Below are 19,383 nucleotides of genomic sequence, written 5' to 3'. Positions count from 1 at the left end.
GCAACCGCGGTCGGGCCGGGTCGGGCCGGGATCAGGTCGTGAGCTCCAGGGTCTGGTGGATCGTCGACGCGTCGTCCAGCAGCCGCACCAGGGTGTGCGCGACCTCGTCCCGGGAGACCTGGCCGAAGCGGTTCGGCGGCGGCGCGAGGTGCGCGTGCCGCTCGGTGGGCTCGTCGGTCAGACCGCCCGGCCGCAGCACCGTCCAGTCCAGCGGGCGCTCCTTGACCGCCTCCTCCGCCGCCCGCTTCGCCCGCAGGTACGCGTCGAACTCCGGCGTGACCCCCGGGTCGCCGATCCGGTCCAGGCCCATCGAGGACACCAGCAGGTACCGCCGCACCCCGGCCCGCCGGGCCGCGTCCGCCAGCAGCACCGCACCGTCCCGGTCCACGGTCTCCTTCCGCGCCGCCCCGCTGTTCGGCCCCGCCCCCGCCGCGAACACCACCGCGTCCGCCCCCGCGAGGTGCTCCGCCAGCTCCTCCACCGAGGCCGCCTCCAGGTCGCACACCACCGGCCTGGCCCCCGCCCCGTTCAGGTCCGCCGCCTGCGCCGGGTTCCGGATCAGCCCGGCGACCGCGTCGCCCCGGGCGGAGAGCAGCTTCGAGAGCCGCAACGCGATCTTTCCGTGCCCACCTGCGATCACCACGTCCATGGAACGCGACGCTACCCGCGGCGCTGAGGCTCGGCATGCCGGGAGGCGACGACCGGGGGCGCGAGGAACTGCGCGCAGCGGAGGAGCGCGTCAGCGAGGTCGCGAGAGGGTGCGAGGCACCGTCCTGCGTCGCGATCAGGCTGTGCGTGCTCGCCCGGCCGCGCGGTTCCCCGCGCCCCTGGTTCCGCTAGGCGTCCTCGTGCCACTCGGTGGAGAGGACGCCCATCTGGACCTGGTCGTGCCAGCTGCCCGCGCGGAAGACGGCCTCGCGGCGGCGGCCCTCCTCGGTGAAGCCGGCCCGGCGGTAGGCGGCGAGGGCGCGGGTGTTGTAGCCGTTGACGGTGAGTTCGATGCGGTGGAGGCCGAGTTCGGCGAAGCCGTAGCGGATGGTGGTGCGCAGGACGTCGGTGCCGAGGCCGCGGTCCTGGTGGGGCGGGCCGATGATGATGGCGAGGGTGGCGCAGCGGTCCTTGGGGGTGGCGCCGTAGAGGGTGACGTGGCCGGCCAGGTCGCCGGTGTCGAGGGTCTCGACGGAGAGGCCGAGGTCGGTGCCGGTGTTCTGGCTCCAGGCGCGGAACATGTCGGCGAGCCGGGCGTCGGGCTGGGGGTGGACGGGGCCGGTGAGCTGCTGGATGGCGAGGCCGGGTTCGCGCCACCAGGCGGTGAGGCGGGGGAGGTCGGTCTCGCGGAGTTCCCTGAGCCGGACGAGTCTGCCGCTGAGCGGGTCGGTCATGCGGGTGGTCCTGTTCGTGACGGGGGCGGTCCAGGGACGGTTCAGGAGCGGTTCAGGCGAGCTGGGCGGCCTGCAGGCCGGCGTACGGGCCGCCGGTGCGCAGGAGTTCGGCGTGGGAGCCGATCTCGGCGATGCGTCCGTCGTGCATGACGACGATCCGGTCGGCGCCGCGGATGGTGGAGAGGCGGTGGGCGACGACGAAGACGGTGCGGCCGCGGACCAGGCGGGCCAGGGCCTGCTGGACGAGCGCCTCGGAGCGGGAGTCGAGGGCGGAGGTGGCCTCGTCCAGGATGAGGACGCGCGGGTCGCGGATCAGGGCCCGGGCGATGGCCAGGCGCTGCTTCTGGCCGCCGGAGAGGCGGGCGCCGCGTTCGCCGACCACGGTGTCGAGGCCGTCGGGGAGGCGTTCGATGAACTCCAGGGCGTTGGCGTCGCGCAGGGCGGCGAGGACGGTCTCCTCGGGGACGTCCTTCATGCCGTAGGTGACGTTCTCCCGGATGCTGCCCTCGAACAGGATGGACTCCTGCGGGACGACGGAGAGGAACTTGCGGTAGGAGCGCAGGTCCAGCTCCTCCATGTCGCGGCCGTCGAGCAGGATCCGGCCCTCGGTGGGGCGCAGGAAGCCGATCACCAGGTTGAGGACGGTGGACTTGCCCGCGCCGGACGCGCCGACCAGGGCGACGGTCTCGCCCGGGCGGACGGAGAGGTCGAAGCCGGTGACGGACGGGGCGTCCGCGCCGTGGTAGCTGTGGCCGACGCCCTGGAAGTCGATCCGGCCGGTGACGCCCGCGACGTCCGCCTTGCCGGCGTTCTCCTCCAGGTCGGGGGCCTGGAGGACCTCGCCGGCCGAGCGGACCGAGGCCAGGCCCTTGCCGAGCTGCGGGGTGAGGGTGAGCAGGGTGGTGACGGAGCCGGTGAGCGAGGAGAAGTAGGCGCTGAGCATGACGACGGCGCCGGGGGTGACGTCCATCCAGCCGTAGTAGGCGACCAGCGCGGAGCCGGCCAGGCAGCCGACGCCGATCGAGTTGAGCAGGATCCAGGACATCGAGCCGAAGCGGCCGTTGAGCAGGTCCAGGCGCAGGCCCTCGTCCAGGACCCGGCCCAGGGTGCGGTCGACCCGGCGCAGCGCGGTGCGCTCCAGGCCGTGCGCCCGGGTGATCGGGATCAGGGTGGTCATCTCGCCGATGCGGGAGGAGAGTTGCTCGACCTCGCGGCGGAAGGACTCGTTCTGGGTGCGCAGCCGCTCGCGCAGCCGGACCACCAGCAGGGCGCTGGCGGGAACGAGCACCAGGAAGACCGGCAGGAAGGCGGGCGTCTGGACCGCTATCACGACCAGGCCGCCGAGCAGGGTGGCGATCGCGGCCAGGCCGTTGTCGGCGGTCTGCTGGGAGGCGGTCTCGATGCCCTCGACGTCCCGGATCACCTTGGCCTGCAGGACGCCCGCGCTGACCCGGGAGTGGTAGCCGATGGACAGCTGCTGCATCCGGTGGCAGAGGGCGGAGCGCAGCCGGGTGCCCATCCGGCGGATCGAGCCGTGCATCCAGTGCACGTACAGCATGTGCAGCGGCAGGTTGAGCAGCAGGATGGCCAGCAGGACGGCGGAGTTCCACCACAGCACGGACACGTCGCGGTGCTTGACCACGACGTCGACGATGTTGGCGGTGATCAGGGGCAGCAGCCAGACGGGGGCGTGCTTGGCGAAGAAGACGCCGACCGCGCCGAGGGCCCGGGCGCGGTCGGGACGGAAGAGGAACAGCAGGGTGCGGACGGGGTGCTCGCCGCGGTAGCGGTGGCTGAGCGATCCGTCGGGCAGGGCCATGGGGGAACTCCAGTACGGGGTACGAGCGGGGCGGTGCCGTCCCATCCTTCCAGCGGGCGGGGGCGCCGGGACTGTCCGCAACCGGACAGTGATACTCCACGGACGGACACGTTCACCGGGTCCCGTGCGACGGACCCCCGCGCCCCGTCCGGCGCGACGGATCCGGCCGCGGGTGAAACATCCCGGCGTCCCGGACCGTCATAGGGCGGATCGGGCGAGGGGAGACGAGAGTGGGCACGGCGCGACGGCAGGCCGCCATGGAGGAGGAGTTCGTCGCGTTCGCGACGGCCCGGTCCGGGCAGCTCTACCGCTCGGCGTACTTCCTCACCGGCGGGGACGCCCACCTGTCGGAGGACCTGGTGCAGGACACCCTGGGGCAGATGTACGCGCACTGGCACCGGCTGAACCGGCCGAGCTGGGCCGGGCGGATCGAGAACCCGGCCGGGTACGCGCAGACCGTGCTGGTCCGGGCGTACCTGACGCACCGGCGGCGGCGCAGCAGCAGCGAGCGGCCCAGCCGGCTGCTGCCGGAGGTCGCCGAGGACGGGCCGGACTCGGCGCTGCGGCTCGCCCTGGTCGAGGCGCTCTCGCAACTGCCGCCCCGCGACCGGGCGGTGGTGGTGCTCAGGTACTGGGAGGACCGCAGCGTGGAGGAGACCGCGGCGATCGTGAAGGACAGCTCGGCGGCGGTGCGGACCAGGTGCTCGCGGGCGCTGGCCAAGCTGCGCGGGCTGCTGGGCGGGGACCTGGCGGAGCTGGTGGCGCGGTGAACCCGGAACGCGACGGACGGAGTGGGGCAGTGGACGGCGGGACGGGCGGCACGGGCGGCGGAGCCGACGGCGGGGACGGGGAGTTCGAAGTGCAGTTGGGGACGGCCTTCGGGCTGACGGGCGGCGGGCCGGGGCCGGGGCCGGAGGTGACGGCCCGGCTGGTCGATGGCGGGCTGGCCGCCGGTCGGCGGCGCAGGCGGGCCAGGCGGCGGCGCACGGTGCTGCTGGCGGGGGCGCTGACCGCGGCGGTCGCGGTCGGGGCGGGGGTGCTGGTGGTGCCGCGCGACCTCCCCGGGGAACGGACCTCCGCGGTGGAGCTGGCGCACTCCGGCCCGGACCCGGACCCGGCCCCGGTGCCGCTGTCCGACGGGGTGACGGTGCTGCTGGTCGGCACCGACGGCGCCCTGGACGCGCGGGGCGGGCCGGTGCCGGAGGAACTGCTCCGCGGCGACCTGCACAGCGGCGCGGCGGGCGCGGCCGACCGGCCGGGCACCACCGACACCCTGATGCTGGTCCACCTCCCGGCGGGCGGCGGCGAGGTGCGGGAGCTGTCGCTGCCCCGGGACGTGCTGGCCGAGGACACCGACGGCCGCGAGGTGGGGCTCGACCGGATCTACCCGGACGCCGAACGGGCCGCGCTGGAGAGCCTGGGCGGCGACGGCGTGTCGGGCGAGGCGCTGCGCACCCGCGCCCAGGAGGCGGGGCGCCTGGCGCTGCTCAAGTCGGTCGAGCGGCTGACCGACGTCCGGATCGACCACTACGCGGAGGTGTCGATGGCCGGCTTCTACCGCACCGCCCAGGCGATCGGCGGCGTCCCGGTCTGCCTGAACCGCGCCGTGGACGACCCGTACAGCGGGGTCCGCCTCCCGGCCGGGCGGCAGGAGCTGGGGGCGGCCCAGGCGCTCGCCTTCGTCCGGCAGCGGCACGGCGTCGGCGCGGGCTCCGACCTGGAGCGCACCCGGCGGGCCCAGGCGTTCCTGGCCGGGGTGGTGGAGAAGCTGCGCTCCGGCGGGACGCTGCAGAGCACCGCCCGGCTCGACGCCCTGTACCGGGCGCTGGACGGCAGCCTGGTGGTGGACCGGGGCTGGAACCCGGTGGACTTCGTCCGCCAGGTCCCGGCGCTGGCCGCCGGGCGGGGCACCCTCCGGACGCTGCCGGTGACCGCGGACGGCCCCGGCCGCTACCGGCCGGTGGCGGGCGCGGCCCGGCGCCTCCTGCTGGGCGGCGACCCGGCCACGCCCGCGCCGTCCGCGCCCTCCGCGTCCTCCGTTGCCTCCGTGGCTGAGCTGCCCGAGCTGCCGGAGCCGGTGGAGCTGGGCGGGGTGCCCTGCGTGGACTGACGGCCGGCGCGGGGCGGGGCTCAGTCGAGCGGCGTCCAGCCCCAGGGCCGGGGGCCGTGCTCGCCGAGCAGGCAGGCGAGGCGGTAGCGGGCCTGGGCGCGGTGGCGCGGGTCGGCGCCGGACTGCTGCAACGCGTAGCAGGTGAGCCGGAGTTCGCGGATGTCGCGGAGCACCGGGTAGCCGGGCGACTCGGTGACGTCGGCGCCGTACGCGGCGCAGAACGCGGCGTACGTCCCGGGCGGGACGGTGCCGAAGGTGTGGTGGCCGACGGCGGTGGTGGTCAGGTCCCACTCGACCGGGCCGAGGGCGGTGCGCTCGAAGTCCAGCAGGTGGGCGGTGGTGGCGGTGACCGCGAGGTTGCCGCTCCAGGCGTCGCCGTGGACGACCCGCGGTGGTCCGGCCGGGAGGGCGAGTTCCCGCCAGGCGGTGCGCAGTTCGGCGAGCCGGGCGTGCAGCCGTCGGCGGTGGGGCGGCTCCAGGTCGGCGGCGTCGATCCGCTCGGGGAGCCGGACGAACGGGTCGAGGGCGCCCAACCCGGCCCCGGGCGGCGGGAGTCGGTGCAGTCGGCGCAGGGCGGTGGCCAACTCGGTCGCGGTGCCGGGCCGGTGCGGCGGCAGCTCGTACCAGAAGGTGGCCGGACGGCCGCGGACGGCCAGCGGTGCGGCCGGGTGGTCGAGCGGCCGGACGGCGGGCACCCGGTGCCGGTGCAGCCACCGGGCGACGGCCAACTCCTTCTGCGCCGCCGCGAGTTGCCCGGCCCGCCCGATCCGGGCGATCACCCCGCCGGGCAGCCGCCACAGTGTGTTCTCGCCCGCCCGGATCAACTGCGCCCCGGCGCTGGACCGTCCGGCGGCGGCGCAGGCCTCGGCGAGCAGGGCGGCGGGGGTGGGCTGCTCCACGTCCACGGCTGGGCTCGTTCCGTTCGGCGTCCGGGGGCCGCGGCCAGTGTGCGCCGCGGGGGCGGTGAGCGGGAAGGGCGTACGGGGGCACGGGGGGCGTCCTAGGATGACGGCCATGCCACCGGGAGAGCGACGCGTCAGTGCCGAGATCGGCGTTCCGTTCCTCAAGATCGGTACGGACGACGTCGGTTCGCTGTTCCGGCGCCGGGCCCGCAAGCCGCTGGGGCCGTTCCTGGTGGTCTCGGTGAGCAGCGGGCTGGCGCTGGACACCGCGCTGCGCACCACGCACGACAGCCACCCGCACCTGTGGCCGGTGCACGGACAGCCGCACCAGCTGTGGCTGCTCCGGCCGACCGGCCACGCCGGGGAGCACCACCTGGTCTCGGCGGCCAACAACCTGCTGCTGGACGGCAGCGGGGTGCCGGACACCGAGCCGGTGCGGATGCGCGACCGGCACGGCACGGACGCCGCCTGGCAGCGCTGGCGGGTGGTGCCGGTCAACGGCGGCCGGGCGCACCGGATCGAGAACGTCGGCACCGGCCTGGTGCTGAACTGCCCGCGCAGCGGCGCCGCCCGCACCCCGGTGTCGCTCCGGACGCCGCACGGCGGGGAGAACCAGACCTGGCTGCTGGCGGCGCCGTTCACCGCCCTCTCGGAGGACTGACGGGCAACTCCCGCCCGGCGCGGGGCGGGTGGCGACCCTTCCCCGGAATGGTCCAGACCCTCGCTATTGGTCCAGACCTATTGACGCCCCCTGCCCCCGCTCCTACGATCCGGCTGGGCACAACCCCCACATGTCCCCACCTCACCCACAGCCGGGCACCGCGCCCCCACAGCGTTGGTCATGCCCATGACCAGGTGTTTCGGCGGGAAGGGATCACGATGTTCCGTCGAAGGTCGTACACGCCCGTGGAGCGCGCCGCCCAGGCGCCCCGGGTCAGCCGGGCCCGCTCCGGCCCGAGCGCCGCCCGGCGCACCCTGGCCGGGGTGAGCGCCGCCGCCGTGATCGGCACCGGCCTCGCCGTGGCCGGCTCGGTCACCGCCTCCGCCGACGTCGCCAACCTGATCGCCAACCCCGGCTTCGAGAGCGGCCTCGCCAACTGGACCTGCACCAGCGGCTCCGGCGCGACGACCGTCAGCAGCCCGGTGCACGGCGGCACCTCCGCGCTCAAGGCCACCCCCAGCGGCCAGGACAGCGCGCAGTGCACGCAGACCATCAGCGTGCAGCCCAACTCGCAGTACACCCTGAGCGGCTTCGTCCAGGGCAGCTACGTCTACCTCGGCGCCACCGGCACCGGCGTGAACGCCTCCACCTGGGCCCCGGGCAACGCCTCGTACGGCCAGCTCAGCACCACCTTCTCCACCGGCGCGTCCACCACCTCGGTGACCGTCTTCGTGCACGGCTGGTACGGCCAGCCCGCGTTCTACGCGGACGACCTGGTGCTCAGCGGCCCCGGCGGCAGCGGCAGCCCGTCGCCGTCCACCAGCGCCCCGACCTCGCAGCCGCCCACCTCGCAGCCGCCCACCTCGCAGCCCCCGACGTCCCAGCCGCCGACCTCGCAGCCGCCGACCTCCCAGCCCCCCACCTCGCAGCCGCCCGGTGACGCCACCTGCCCGACCAAGCCGAAGCCGACCGGCAAGGTGCTGCAGGGCTACTGGGAGAACTGGGACGGCGCCTCCAACGGCGTGCACCCGGGCATGGGCTGGACCCCGATCACCGACAGCCGGATGCTCCAGCACGGCTACAACGTCATCAACGCCGCCTTCCCGGTGATCCTCTCCGACGGCACCGTGCTCTGGCAGGACGGCATGGACGCGGGCGTCAAGGTCTCCACCCCCGCCGAGATGTGCCAGGCCAAGGCGGCCGGCGCGACCCTGCTGATGTCGATCGGCGGCGCCGCCGCGGGCATCGACCTCAGCTCCAGCGCGGTGGCCGACAAGTTCGTCGCGACGATCGTCCCGATCCTGAAGAAGTACAACTTCGACGGCATCGACATCGACATCGAGACCGGCCTGTCCGGCAGCGGCAGCATCGGCACCCTGTCCGCCTCGCAGTCCAACCTGATCCGGATCATCGACGGCGTCCTCGCCCAGATGCCGGCCGGCTTCGGCCTCACCATGGCCCCCGAGACCGCGTACGTCACCGGCGGCAGCGTCACCTACGGCTCCATCTGGGGCTCGTACCTGCCGATCATCAAGAAGTACGTCGACAACGGCCGGCTGTGGTGGCTGAACATGCAGTACTACAACGGCTCCATGTACGGCTGCTCCGGCGACTCCTACTCCGCCGGCACCGTCCAGGGCTTCACCGCCCAGACCACCTGCCTCAACAACGGCCTGACCATCCAGGGCACCACCGTCAAGGTCCCCTACGACAAGCAGGTCCCCGGCCTCCCGGCCCAGCCCGGCGCGGGCGGCGGCTACATGGCCCCCAGCCTGGTCTCGCAGGCCTACGGCTCCTTCAACGGCCAGCTGAAGGGCCTGATGACCTGGTCGATCAACTGGGACGGCTCGAAGGGCTGGACCTTCGGCGACAACGTCAAGGCCCTGCAGGGCCGCTGACGCCCGGCAGCTGGTAGAAAGTCCGACACGGGCAGGGCCCCGGGAGCGTTGGGTGCTCCCGGGGCCCTGCCCCTCTCCCCCCGTGCGGGGCGCCGGGTGTCAGGCGCGGGCGCGGTGGGCGGCGATGAGCTGGGCGTAGCGTTCGCCGCTGGACTTCACGGTGCGGACCTGGGTGTCGTAGTCGACGTGGACGAGGCCGAAGCGCTTGTCGTAGCCGTACGCCCACTCGAAGTTGTCGAGCAGGGACCAGGCGAAGTAGCCGGCCAGCGGGGCGCCCTTGGCGACGGCGCGGGCGCAGGCGGCGAGGTGGGACTCGAGGTAGGCGGTGCGCTCGGGGTCGTCGACGCGGCCGTCGGCGGTGACGGTGTCGCGGTAGGCGGAGCCGTTCTCGGTGACGTAGATCTCGCGGACGCCGTAGTCCTCGGTGAGGCGGAGCAGGAGCTCCTCGATGCCGGGGGCGTGCACCTCCCAGTCCATGGCGGTGTGCTCGGGGTTGGGGCCGGGGACCTGGCGGAAGTTCGGGACGGCGCCGGTGGGGTCGTCGGCGACGATCTGGCGGAAGTAGTAGTTGAGGCCGATCCAGTCGAGCGGGGCCGAGATGAGCTCCATGTCCCCGTCCCGGACGGGGAGTTCGACGCCGTACAGGTCGAGCATGTCCTGCGGGTAGCCGCGGCCGAGGACCGGGTCGAGCCACCAGCGGTTGATGTGGCCGTCGGCGCGCAGGGCGGCCGCGAGGTCGGCGTCGGACTGCGAGGCGGGCTCGATGGTGGAGAGGTTGTTGACGATGCCGATCCGGGCGCCGGGGACGGCGGCGCGCAGGGCCTGCACGGCGAGGCCGTGGCCCAGGTGCAGGTGGTAGGAGGTGCGGACGGCCGCGGTGAGGTCGGTGACGCCGGGGGCCATCTTGCCCTCCAGGTGGCCGATCCAGGAGGAGCAGAGCGGCTCGTTGAGGGTGCACCAGTCGCGGACCCGGTCGCCGAGGCGCTCGGCCACGACGGCCGCGTACTCGGCGAAGCGCTCGGCGGTGGCGCGCTCCGGCCAGCCGCCGCGGTCCTGCTGGGCCTGCGGGAGGTCCCAGTGGTAGAGGGTGGGGAACGGGGTGAGGCCGCGCTCCAGCATGCCGTCGACCAGGCGGTCGTAGAAGTCGAGGCCGGCCGCGTTGACCTTGCCGTCGGCCAGCGGCACGACGCGGGGCCAGGCGATGGAGAAGCGGTAGGCGTCCAGGCCGAGCGAGGCGGCCAGGTCGAGGTCCTGCGGCCAGCGGTGGTAGTGGTCGCAGGCCGTGTCGCCGGTGTCGCCGTTGTCGACCTTGCCGGGGGTGTGCGAGAAGGTGTCCCAGATCGACGGCGCGCGGCCGTCGGTGCTCGCGGCGCCCTCGATCTGGTAGGCGGCGGTGGCTGCTCCCCAGCGGAAGTTGGCCGGCAGCGCGTCGAGGTGGTTCACGGGGGGGTCCTTTCGAGGGTGAGGGGGCGGCGGTCCTGCCGGGGCGTCAGTTGACGGCACCCTGACGGTGCCTCACTTGACGGCACCGGCGGTCAGACCGGCCACCAGGTAGCGCTGCAGCAGCAGGAATCCGGCGACCACGGGGAGGCTGACGACCAGCGAGGCGGCCATCACCTGGTTCCAGTAGACGTCGGTCTGCGTGGCGTACCCCTGGAGCCCGACGGCCAGCGTGCGGGTCTGGTCGTTGGTCATGACGGAGGCGAACAGCACCTCGCCCCAGGCGGTCATGAAGGCGTACACGGCGACCGCGATGATGCCGGGCAGGGCGGCCGGGACGATGATCTGCACCAGGGTGCGGATCGGCCCGCAGCCGTCGACGGCGGCGGCCTCGTCGAGGTCGCGCGGGATGGAGTCCAGGTACCCGGCCAGCATCCAGATGGAGAACGGCAGCGAGAAGGTCAGGTAGGTGAGGATCAGGCCGCCGCGGCTGCCGTAGAGCGCGATGCCGGTGGAGTTGCCGATGTTGACGAAGATCAGGAACAGCGGCAGCAGGAACAGGATGCCGGGGAACATCTGGGTGGACAGCACGGTGATCGTGAAGATCTTCTTGCCGCGGAACCGGTAGCGGCTCACCGCGTAGCCGGCCAGCAGCGCGATCAGCACGGACAGCGCGGTGGCCGAGCCCGCGACGATCAGCGAGTTGGTGAAGTACTTCGCGAGCGGGACGGTCTTCCAGATGTCGACGTACGGCCGGAAGGTCAGCTCGCTGGGGATCCAGCGCCACGGGCCCTGGACGTCGCGCAGCGGCTTGAGCGAGGAGCTCAGCATCACCGCGACCGGGGTCAGCGTGAAGACGGCCAGCACCAGCAGCACGACGCGGCGCAGCCAGCGGAAGGAGGCGGGCGGGTTGATCATTCTGCTTCCCCCCGGCGGCGGTTGGTGGCGAACAGGTAGACCGCGGTCACCAGCAGCAGGAACAGCAGCAGCAGGACGGACATCGCCGAGCCCTGGCCGAAGTTCCAGGTGATGAAGGAGGACTGGTAGATGTGGATCGAGATCAGGTCCGCGGCCTGCGGGGCGGACTTGCCGAACAGCACGAACGGCGTGTTGAAGTCGTTGAAGGTCCACAGGAAGAGGACCAGCACCAGCACCAGGTTGACCGGGCGCAGCGAGGGCAGGGTGATCCGGCGGATCTGCTGCCAGACGCCCGCGCCGTCCAGCGCGGCGGCCTCGTACAGCTCGCGCGGGATGTTCTGCAGGCCCGCGGTGAGGGTGAGGAAGGCGAACGGCCAGGACTTCCAGACCGAGACGGTCAGCAGCGCCCAGAAGCTGTTGTCGCCGATCAGCCAGAACGGCTTGTCGCTGGTCAGGTGCAGCTGGTCGTGCAGCACGTGGTTGATCAGGCCGGTGTCCCGCTGGAACATGAACGACCAGGTGATCACGGCCGCGAACACCGGCAGCGCGTACGGGAGCATGAACGCCGCGCGCAGCAGGCCGCGGCCGCGGAACGCGTCCTGGGTGAAGATCGAGGCGGTGACGCCGATCAGCCAGGACAGGCCCACCGACAGGACGGTGAAGCCGCAGGTCACCCAGAACGAGTGCAGCAGCGCCTTGCCGACCGGGGCGTTGAACTCCAGCGCCACCTTGAAGTTGTCGAAACCGGACCAGGGGGCCGAGCCCCAGTCGCGGATGAAGAACTGGGTGAGCTGCTTGAACGCCATCACGATGCCGGTGACCATCGGCACCAGGTGGATCAGCAGTTCGGCCAGCAGGGCCGGGAGCAGCAGCAGGTAGGGCAGTGCGCTGCGCCCGAACTTGTCGCGGAGGCGCCGGCGGGCGGGGGCCGCCCCCTTCGGGGCGGCCTCCTTGCCGACGGTCTGGCGGTCGATCACTTTCTCGGACACGTGCGTCAGCTCGCCGGCATCTGCTGCTGGGCCTTGGACAGCTCGTCCTTGACCGTGGCCTCGGTGACCGGCTTGCCCGCGGCGGCGGACGCCAGCAGGTTCTTCACGGCGGTGCCGATCAGGGTCTCGAACTGGCTCTCGGTCGGGACCTGCGGGAGCGGCGCGGCGCTCTTCTGCAGGACGCCCGCGAGGGTCTGCAGCTCCGGGGTGGCGAACGCGGCGTCGGACTGCGCGGCCTTGACCGACGGCAGCGAGCCGTAGGTGCCGTTGAGGGTCTTCTGCTCCTCGTCGCTGGTCATGAACTTCACGAAGTTCAGGGCGCCGTCGAGGTTCTTGGTGTTCTTGAAGACCGCCATGTTGATGCCGGCCACCATCGAGGTGGTGGCCTTGTCACCGGTGGCACCGGCCGGGGCCGGGACGGGGACGACGCCGTAGTCGTCGGGGTTCATGCCGTGCGACTTGAGGTTGGCGCCCGCGGACTGCCACATCAGCATCGCGGCCTTGCCGGTGGCGAAGTCGGTCACCGACTGGTTGGCGGCGTACTCGGCGTTGCCGGGGGCGGCGATCTTGTCGTTGGCGATGAAGTCGACGTACTGCTTGACCGCGGCGACGGCCTCCGGGCTGTCGAAGGCCGGCTTGCCCGAGGCGTCGAAGAAGCCGGTGCCGTGCTGCATGCCGAGGGTGAAGACGTTGTGCACGTTCTCCGAGACGTTGCCGCCCTCGATCGCGATGCCGTACTTGTCGCCCGAGGTCAGCTTCTTGCCGTCCTCGACGAGCTCCTCCCAGGTGGCGGGCGGGTTGGCGATCCCGGCCGCCTGGAACAGCTTCTTGTTGTAGTACAGGCCGTAGGCCATCGAGTACAGCGGGACGGCCGCCGGGTCCTTGCCCTTGGCGCCGGCCGAGGCGATGGCCGACTCCAGGAAGCGGTCCTTGCCGCCGATCTTGTCGAAGGTGGCCTGGTCGAACGGGAGCAGCGCGCCGGTGGCCTGGAGGGAGGCGGACCAGGTGTTGCCGATGTTCAGCACGTCCGGGCCCTGGCCGGACGCGGTGGCGGCCAGGATTCTGTTCAGCAGGTCGGACCAGGGGATGACCTCGAGGTTGACCTTGATGCCGGTCTGCGCCTCGAACTTCTTGAGCTCGGGCTCCAGCACCTGCTTGTCGTTCTCCAGGCTGCTGCCCTGGTTGGAGGCCCAGTAGGTGAGGGTCTTCGGGCTGGAGTTGCTGCCGCCGCCGCTGCCGCCGCCGCCGCAGGCGGAGGCGGTCAGGACGATCGCGGCGGTCAGGGCGAGGGCGGCGGAGATCCGGTGGGTGCGCATGGGAGGAGCCCCTCTCGGGCTGTCGTCTCGTGGGGGTGAAGAAGCAATCAGGACTGCTTACTTCACGCCGAGATTTAACGTCTGAGAAAAGTAGACGTCAAGAGGCGCGACGGCGTAGATTCTGCAACGAAGAAGGGACACCGATGACACCGCGAGGCAAGCAGACCGTTCGCGACCTGCGCCGGAGCAGCCGTTCCACGCTACTGCGACACCTGTACTTCCACGGTCCGCTGAGCCGCCAGGAGCTGGGCACCGCGACCGGACTGAGCGCCGGATCGGTCAGCAACGTGACGGGCGAACTGCTCGCCGACGGGCTGATCGAGGAGTGCGGGTCCGTCGACTCCGACGGCGGCCGCCCGCGCATCCTGCTGCGCGTCGCGCCCGGCCAGGCCCACCTGGTCGGCATCGACATCGGCGAGACCCAGGTCCGGGTCACCCTCTTCGACCTCGCGCTCACCGAACTCGCCTCCGCCGACCAGCCGCTGCTCGCCGCGCACGACCCCGAGCGGGTCGTCCGGATGATCGCCAGCGGCCTCGACCAGGTCCTCGCCGCCGCGGGCGTCCCCGCCGAGAACGTGCTCGGCATCGGCATCGGGGTCCCCGGCATCGTCGAGCAGGGCACCGGCGCCGACCCCGGCGCCGACACCGTCGTCCACGGCCAGACCTTCGGCTGGGACGCCGTCCCGTTCGGCCGGATGCTGCGCGAGCACACCCCGCTGCCGCTGTACGTCGACAACGGCGCCAAGACCCTCGGCCAGGCCGAGATGTGGTTCGGCGCCGGACGCGGCAGCCGGCACGCCGTGGTCGCCCTGTTCGGCTCCGGCGTCGGCGCCTGCGTGATCGCCGACGGCGTCCGCTTCCGCGGCGCCACCAGCTCGGCCGGCGAGTGGGGCCACACCAAGGTGCACGTCGGCGGCCGCCCCTGCCGCTGCGGCTCCCGCGGCTGCCTGGAGGCGTACGTCGGCGCCGAGGCCCTGGTCGAGCGCTGGGACGGCACCGTGCCCGGCACCAGCGAGAAGGCCGGCCTGGCCGCCCTGCTGCGCGCCGCCGAGGACGGGCAGCCCAGCGCCGTCGCCCTGCTCGACGAGGCCGCCGAACTGCTCGGCGCCTCCATCGCCGACCTGGTCAACCTGTTCAACCCCGAGCGGATCGTCATCGGCGGCTGGGCGGGCCTGCTGCTCGGCCCCCGCCTGCTCCCCGCGATCGGCGAGGCCGCGACCCGCTACGCCCTCGCCTACCCCCGCTCCCGCACCACCATCACCCTCTCCGACCTCGGCCCCGACGCGGTGACCCTCGGCGCCGCGACCCTGCCGCTGACCCACTTCCTGGACAGCGGCGGCGAGATGCCCGACCACCTCGCGGCGGTCGCCGCCGTCTGACCCCGCCCCCTCGCCCCTGCCCCGCCCCCTCCCCCGAGACCCCGTCCCGCCCGCGCAGTCCCGCTCAAGACATCCGCGCGGGCGGGACGGTCCCGCGCCCCGGCCACTCAGTAGGCTCTGGCCCGGCGCCCGACCGACCGGACGGCGCCGCACGGGACGGGGGGACCGATTCATGCTGGACGCACTGGGGCTCGACGCCGAGGCCGAAGCCCTCTACCGCCGGATGCTCGCCGAACCCGACACCGGGACGGCCGCCCTGGCCCGCGCGCTCGGGCTGCCCGGGCAGCGGGCGCACGACGCGCTCGACCGGCTCGCCCGGCTGGCCCTGGTGCAGCCCGCCGCCCGGACGGGCACCGGGTACCGGGCGGTCGGCCCGGAAGCCGCGATGGAACTGCTGCTCGCCCGCCAGCAGGCCGAACTCGCCGCCCAGCAACTGCGGGTGGAGTCCTCCCGGGCCGCGGCCGCCCAACTGATCGCCGAGTGCTCGGCGCTCCGCCCCGCCACCCCCGGAACCGCCTCCGAGCAGTTGGACGGCCCCGCCGCGATCCGCGAACGCCTCGCCGAACTCGCCGGGTCCGCCCAACGCGAAGTGGCCACCTTCGCCCCCGGCGGCGCCCACACCGAGGACGACCTGCGGGCCAGCCGCCAGCCCAACGCCGCCCTGCTGGCCCGCGGCGTGCGGATGCGCACCGTCTACCTGGACAGCGCCCGCGACCACCGGCCCACCCTGGACCACGTCACCTGGCTCGGCCGGCACGGCGGCCAGGTCCGGACGGTGCCCGAACTCCCCGTCCGCATGATCCTCTTCGACCGGCAGCGGGCCGTCCTCCCGGTCGACACCGAGGACGCCCGGGCCGGTGCGGTGGTCCTGCACGGCGCCGGCACGGTGGCCGCCCTGTGCGCCCTGTTCGAGAGCGTCTGGGAGGGCGCCGCCCCGCTCGACGACGCCTCCCGCCACCAGTGCGCCGACGGCCTGCCCCCGCAGGAACTGGCCGTCCTCGAACTGCTCGCCCGCGGCCACACCGACGAGACCATCGCCAGGCGCCTCGGCGTCTCCCCCCGCACCGCCCGCCGCCTCGCCGCCACCCTGATGGACCGCCTCGACGCCCGCAGCCGCTTCGAAGCCGGCGTCCGCGCCGTCCAGAACGGCTGGCTCCCCGGCACCCGCTGAATCCCCGGGGCGCGGCCAGGGGCACGGTCAGGGGTGCGGTCAGGAGGGTGGTCAGGGGCGCGGTCAGGGTGCCGAGTCGGGGACGTTCTTGCTGCGGTCGTACGCCTGGACCGGGGTCATGCCGCCCATGCCGGGGAGGGAGACCGTCTTCTGCCTGCCGACCTTGGCGCAGCCGCTGGTGTCGTCGGCGGTGCTGACGTCGGCGCCCTTCAGGGCGGCCGCGGGGTCGGTCGAGGGGGTGGCGGAGGTGGCGGGGGCGGAGCCGCCGGCGGCGGCCGGGTAGCTGGTGCCGGTGGTCCAGTCGGTGCCGATCAGCAGCTCGACGGAGGAGCCGTCACCCGCCCGGACGGCGCTCGCGGGCAGGCCGAGCGCCGCCGCGACCTGCTCGGCCGCGGCCTTCTTGCCCGCCGGGTAGGTCACCGCGCTGTGCGCGGCGGTGACGCTCTGACCGGCGGCGGTGCCCTTGGCGAAGCCCGCCTGCCGGAGCACGTCGGCGAGCGCGGCGGCGCGGCCGGTGACGCCGGTGCCGTTGCGCACCACGACGGTGGTGCCGCTGCGGGCCGGGCCGTTCGCGGCCGGGGGCGTCGACGGGGCCGCGGGGGCGGACGCGGGGGCGGAGGCGGACGCGGGGGTGGACGGCGCGGCGGAGGCGGCGGCGCCGGGCTGCGGGCCGCCGGTGAGCGGCCGGTCCTCCTTGATCATCCGGAACAGGTCGGTCGCGCCCGGGCCGATCAGCCGCCGGTCGTCGTCCGCCGGGTCGTGGACGACCTGCATGGTGGTGAAGGTGATCCGCTCGGAGGGCACCTTGCTGATGTCCTGGCCGAGGCCCACCAGCTTGGTGACCCCGTCCAGCCCGGGGTCGACGGTGAGCGCGCTGGTGGCCGCGTCGGCGAGCGAGAGCAGCTCGGCCGGGTTGGTGAGCGTCCCGGCGCCCTTCAGCTGACGGATCATCGAGCCGAGGAACAGGTGCTGGGCCGAGGAGCGGCCGATGTCGGTGCCGTCGCCGAAGCCGTGCCTGGTCCGGACGAACTGCAGCGCCGCCAGGCCCTGCAGGGTGTGCTCGCCCTTCGACAGCTTGAGGTGCGAGTACGGGTCGTACACGTTGTCGCTGACGCACACCGGGACGCCGCCCACCGCGTCCGACATCTTGACCACGCCGGTGAAGTCGACCTGCACGAAGTGGTCGATCGGCAGGTCGGTGAGCTTGCGCACCGCCGCCACGGTGCAGCCGGGGCCGCCCAGCAGGGTCGAGTTGATCATGCCGCGCTGCGCCTTGAACACGGACTTGCCCGTCTTGGGGTCCTTGCAGCCCGGAAGGTCGGTGACCAGGTCGCGCGGGATGCTCATCACCGTCGCGTTGCTGCGGTCCGCGGAGACGTGCAGCAGCAGGTTGACGTCGGCGTTGGTGCCGCTGTCCTCGCAGGCGCCGCCGATCGTGCAGTTCTCCGGGTCGCTGCGCGAGTCGGAGCCGATCACCAGCACGTTGATGGGGGTGCGGCCGAAGGCGTCCGGCACCTCCTGCCCGGCGTCGCCGTCCTCGCCCGCGTACAGCGGCGCCTGCTGGATGTTGGAGTTGAACCGGTAGTACAGGTAGCCGCCGGTGGCGACGGCCAGCACCACCACCCCGGTCGCCCCGTACACCAGCACCTGCTGCCAGCGCCGCATCCGGCGCCTGCCCCGCCGCCCCCGCCGCCCCTGCTGCCGGGCCGCCACCCGCCGGGCGGCCCGGCCGTCCGCCGGGGCCTCCGCGGGTGCGTCCGCCGGTGCTCCCCTGCGGCCGCCCGCCCGCTGCCGGGGCACCGTGCCCCCGGACCCGTCCTCCGCCGGCTCGGCGGTACCGGCCTGTCCGCGCATCACATCGCACCCCCGTGGCCCGGCCGTTCCGGGCTGTCACCCCTATAGATGCGCGACCGCCCGCAGGTGTTGCACGACTTTCCGAACACTTTTCCGCCCGCGGCAGGGCGGGACGGGGCGCGGGCGGGCGGCGGGGCGCGGGCGGGACGGGGCACGGGCGGGCGGCGGGGCGCGGGCGGGCGGCGGTCAGAAGTCCGCGGGGTCGCGGATCAGCGGGCAGGTCATGCAGTGGCCGCCGCCGCGGCCGCGGCCGAGCTCCGCGCCGACGATGGTGAGCACCTCGACGCCCGCCCCCCGCAGCAGCGCGTTGGTGGTGGTGTTGCGGTCGTACGTGACCACCACGCCGGGTTCGAGCGCGACCGCGTTGTTGCCGCTGTCCCACTGCTGGCGCTCGGAGGCGTACACGTCGCCGCCGGTGCCGATCACCCGCAGCTCGCGCAGCCCGAGCGCCTCGGCCACCACCGCGGTGAACGGCCGGGTGCCCTCGTCCACCACCTCCACGCCCGGGGCCCGGTCGGTGGGGTACAGCGAGAAGGCGTGCACCCGGTCCATGATCGCCGGGTAGAGGGTGACGGTGTCGCGGTCGGCGAAGGTGAAGACGGTGTCCAGGTGCATCGCGGAACGCAGCTTGGGCATCCCGGCGACCACCACCCGGCGGGCCGCACCCCGGGCGAACAGCGCGGCCGCGACCTGCGTGACGGCCTGCCGGGAGGTGCGCTCGCTCATGCCCATCAGCACCACCCCGTTGCCGACCGGCATGATGTCGCCGCCCTCGAAGGTGGACTGGCCCCAGTCCCGCTCCGGGTCGCCCCACCAGACGGTGGCGTCGGCGAAGTCCGGGTGGAAGGCGTAGACGGCCTTCATCAGCAGCGTCTCGTCGTGCCGGGCGGGCCAGTACAGCGGGTTGAGCGTCACGCCCCCGTACAGCCAGCAGGTGGTGTCGCGGGTGTAGAGGGTGTTGGGCAGCGGCGGCATCAGGTACTCGCGCACGCCGGTGGCCTCGCGGGCCAGCGCCAGGTAGCCGGAGCGGAACTCGTCGGGCAGGTCGGCGGTGGCCAGGCCGCCGATCAGGAACTCGGCCAGCGCCGCCGGGTCCAGGCTCTCCAGGTACCCGCGGGTGCCGTCGACCAGCCCCAGGCCGACCTGGTCCGGAACGATCTTGCGGTCCAGCAGCCAGTCCCGCGCCCCGGGCACCGCCACGGTCTGCGCCAGCAGGTCGTGCAGCTCGACCACCTCGACCCCGCGCCCGGTCAGCAGGTCCACGAAGGCGGCGTGGTCGCGCTGGGCGTTCTCCACCCACATCACGTCGTCGAACAGCAGGTCGTCGGCGTTGCCCGGGGTCAGCCGCCGGTGCGCGAGGCCGGGGCGGCACACCAGCACCTTGCGCAGTCGGCCGACCTCGGAGTGGACGCCCAGAGCCGGAGCAGTCATCGAAACGGTCCCTTCGCAGCGGGGTGGGATGGGTGGGTGGGGCGGGTCGGGGGGGGTCACGTCACGGACGTCGCGGCACCGATGCCGCGTCGCGGATGTCGCAGCAGGGATGT

At 73.6% G+C, this 19,383-nt stretch carries 16 protein-coding genes; 6 read left to right on the top strand and 10 right to left on the bottom strand.

What is annotated here, in order from left to right; genetic code table 11:
• Window positions 1-31: 31 nt before the first annotated feature.
• The 3 genes from OO57_RS22125 to OO57_RS22115 form a co-directional block, all read right to left on the bottom strand.
• Window positions 32-649 (bottom strand): SDR family oxidoreductase, encoded by a 618-nt coding sequence (locus OO57_RS22125; RefSeq protein WP_033254326.1) that lies wholly within the window; start codon window positions 647-649, stop codon window positions 32-34.
• Window positions 650-836: 187 nt separating this feature from the next.
• Window positions 837-1,382 (bottom strand): GNAT family N-acetyltransferase, encoded by a 546-nt coding sequence (locus OO57_RS22120; RefSeq protein WP_033254325.1) that lies wholly within the window; start codon window positions 1,380-1,382, stop codon window positions 837-839.
• A 52-nt stretch (window positions 1,383-1,434) separates the two neighbouring features.
• Window positions 1,435-3,201, bottom strand: a complete 1,767-nt coding sequence (locus OO57_RS22115) for an ABC transporter ATP-binding protein (RefSeq protein ID WP_033254324.1) — start codon at window positions 3,199-3,201, stop codon at window positions 1,435-1,437.
• A gap of 257 nt (window positions 3,202-3,458) precedes the next feature.
• On the opposite strand from OO57_RS22115, the gene OO57_RS22110 reads away from it, so the two are divergent.
• Window positions 3,459-3,971, top strand: a complete 513-nt coding sequence (locus OO57_RS22110) for a SigE family RNA polymerase sigma factor (protein WP_033254323.1) — start codon at window positions 3,459-3,461, stop codon at window positions 3,969-3,971.
• Window positions 3,972-4,000: 29 nt separating this feature from the next.
• On the top strand, window positions 4,001-5,311 hold the full coding sequence (locus tag OO57_RS46880; RefSeq protein WP_051778078.1) for an LCP family protein: 1,311 nt from the start codon (window positions 4,001-4,003) through the stop codon (window positions 5,309-5,311).
• A gap of 20 nt (window positions 5,312-5,331) precedes the next feature.
• On the opposite strand, the gene OO57_RS22100 is transcribed toward OO57_RS46880, so the two are convergent.
• Window positions 5,332-6,216 (bottom strand): phosphotransferase family protein, encoded by an 885-nt coding sequence (locus tag OO57_RS22100; RefSeq protein ID WP_051778077.1) that lies wholly within the window; start codon window positions 6,214-6,216, stop codon window positions 5,332-5,334.
• 109 nt (window positions 6,217-6,325) lie between these two features.
• On the opposite strand from OO57_RS22100, the gene OO57_RS22095 reads away from it, so the two are divergent.
• The gene (locus tag OO57_RS22095; protein ID WP_033254322.1) at window positions 6,326-6,874 is read left to right on the top strand and encodes an RICIN domain-containing protein; all 549 of its coding nucleotides are present in this window, start codon (window positions 6,326-6,328) and stop codon (window positions 6,872-6,874) included.
• A 218-nt stretch (window positions 6,875-7,092) separates the two neighbouring features.
• On the top strand, window positions 7,093-8,772 hold the full coding sequence (locus OO57_RS22090; RefSeq protein ID WP_051778076.1) for a carbohydrate binding domain-containing protein: 1,680 nt from the start codon (window positions 7,093-7,095) through the stop codon (window positions 8,770-8,772).
• Between the two features lie 99 nt (window positions 8,773-8,871).
• Here OO57_RS22090 and OO57_RS22085 read toward each other — a convergent pair whose 3' ends face one another.
• The 4 genes from OO57_RS22085 to OO57_RS22070 all read right to left on the bottom strand — a co-directional run bounded on the left by OO57_RS22085 (window position 8,872) and on the right by OO57_RS22070 (window position 13,435).
• The gene (locus tag OO57_RS22085) at window positions 8,872-10,215 is read right to left on the bottom strand and encodes a GH1 family beta-glucosidase (RefSeq protein WP_033254320.1); all 1,344 of its coding nucleotides are present in this window, start codon (window positions 10,213-10,215) and stop codon (window positions 8,872-8,874) included.
• 72 nt (window positions 10,216-10,287) lie between these two features.
• Window positions 10,288-11,130: a carbohydrate ABC transporter permease gene (locus tag OO57_RS22080; protein WP_033254319.1), complete on the bottom strand. Its 843-nt coding sequence runs from the start codon at window positions 11,128-11,130 to the stop codon at window positions 10,288-10,290.
• Window positions 11,127-12,119 carry a carbohydrate ABC transporter permease gene (locus OO57_RS22075; RefSeq protein ID WP_418909906.1) on the bottom strand — a complete coding sequence of 331 codons (993 nt, stop codon included), beginning with the start codon at window positions 12,117-12,119 and terminating at the stop codon, window positions 11,127-11,129. The genes OO57_RS22080 and OO57_RS22075 overlap by 4 nt, the downstream gene beginning before the upstream one ends.
• 5 nt (window positions 12,120-12,124) lie before the next feature.
• Window positions 12,125-13,435 carry an ABC transporter substrate-binding protein gene (locus OO57_RS22070; RefSeq protein WP_033254317.1) on the bottom strand — a complete coding sequence of 437 codons (1,311 nt, stop codon included), beginning with the start codon at window positions 13,433-13,435 and terminating at the stop codon, window positions 12,125-12,127.
• Window positions 13,436-13,578: 143 nt separating this feature from the next.
• Here OO57_RS22070 and OO57_RS22065 point away from each other — a divergent pair, with 143 nt between their 5' ends.
• Together OO57_RS22065 and OO57_RS22060 are read left to right on the top strand one after the other, a co-directional pair.
• Entirely contained in the window at window positions 13,579-14,814 is a 1,236-nt protein-coding gene (locus OO57_RS22065; RefSeq protein ID WP_033254316.1) for an ROK family transcriptional regulator, read from the top strand.
• A gap of 172 nt (window positions 14,815-14,986) precedes the next feature.
• The gene (locus tag OO57_RS22060) at window positions 14,987-15,985 is read left to right on the top strand and encodes a helix-turn-helix transcriptional regulator (protein WP_033254315.1); all 999 of its coding nucleotides are present in this window, start codon (window positions 14,987-14,989) and stop codon (window positions 15,983-15,985) included.
• 63 nt (window positions 15,986-16,048) lie between these two features.
• On the opposite strand, the gene OO57_RS46875 is transcribed toward OO57_RS22060, so the two are convergent.
• Both OO57_RS46875 and OO57_RS22050 read right to left on the bottom strand, forming a co-directional pair.
• A complete protein-coding gene (locus OO57_RS46875; RefSeq protein WP_081973865.1) occupies window positions 16,049-17,839 on the bottom strand; it encodes an LCP family protein in 1,791 nt (596 codons plus the stop codon).
• 186 nt (window positions 17,840-18,025) lie between these two features.
• Window positions 18,026-19,270, bottom strand: coding sequence for an arginine deiminase (locus OO57_RS22050; protein WP_033254314.1), 1,245 nt, complete (start codon window positions 19,268-19,270; stop codon window positions 18,026-18,028).
• Window positions 19,271-19,383 lie beyond the last annotated feature (113 nt).

Source organism: Kitasatospora phosalacinea, assembly GCF_000717185.1.
Taxonomy (GTDB): domain Bacteria; phylum Actinomycetota; class Actinomycetes; order Streptomycetales; family Streptomycetaceae; genus Kitasatospora; species Kitasatospora phosalacinea_A.
This window is presented reverse-complemented; position numbering and strand designations above follow the sequence as displayed.

Coding starts and splice junctions, on each gene's coding strand:
- OO57_RS22125 (WP_033254326.1), bottom strand. CDS start 649: ATGGACGTGGTGATCGCAGGTGGGCACGGAAAGATCGCGTTGCGGCTC.
- OO57_RS22120 (WP_033254325.1), bottom strand. CDS start 1,382: ATGACCGACCCGCTCAGCGGCAGACTCGTCCGGCTCAGGGAACTCCGC.
- OO57_RS22115 (WP_033254324.1), bottom strand. CDS start 3,201: ATGGCCCTGCCCGACGGATCGCTCAGCCACCGCTACCGCGGCGAGCAC.
- OO57_RS22110 (WP_033254323.1), top strand. CDS start 3,459: ATGGAGGAGGAGTTCGTCGCGTTCGCGACGGCCCGGTCCGGGCAGCTC.
- OO57_RS22095 (WP_033254322.1), top strand. CDS start 6,326: ATGCCACCGGGAGAGCGACGCGTCAGTGCCGAGATCGGCGTTCCGTTC.
- OO57_RS22090 (WP_051778076.1), top strand. CDS start 7,093: ATGTTCCGTCGAAGGTCGTACACGCCCGTGGAGCGCGCCGCCCAGGCG.
- OO57_RS22080 (WP_033254319.1), bottom strand. CDS start 11,130: ATGATCAACCCGCCCGCCTCCTTCCGCTGGCTGCGCCGCGTCGTGCTG.
- OO57_RS22070 (WP_033254317.1), bottom strand. CDS start 13,435: ATGCGCACCCACCGGATCTCCGCCGCCCTCGCCCTGACCGCCGCGATC.
- OO57_RS22065 (WP_033254316.1), top strand. CDS start 13,579: ATGACACCGCGAGGCAAGCAGACCGTTCGCGACCTGCGCCGGAGCAGC.
- OO57_RS22060 (WP_033254315.1), top strand. CDS start 14,987: ATGCTGGACGCACTGGGGCTCGACGCCGAGGCCGAAGCCCTCTACCGC.
- OO57_RS46875 (WP_081973865.1), bottom strand. CDS start 17,839: ATGCGCGGACAGGCCGGTACCGCCGAGCCGGCGGAGGACGGGTCCGGG.
- OO57_RS22050 (WP_033254314.1), bottom strand. CDS start 19,270: ATGACTGCTCCGGCTCTGGGCGTCCACTCCGAGGTCGGCCGACTGCGC.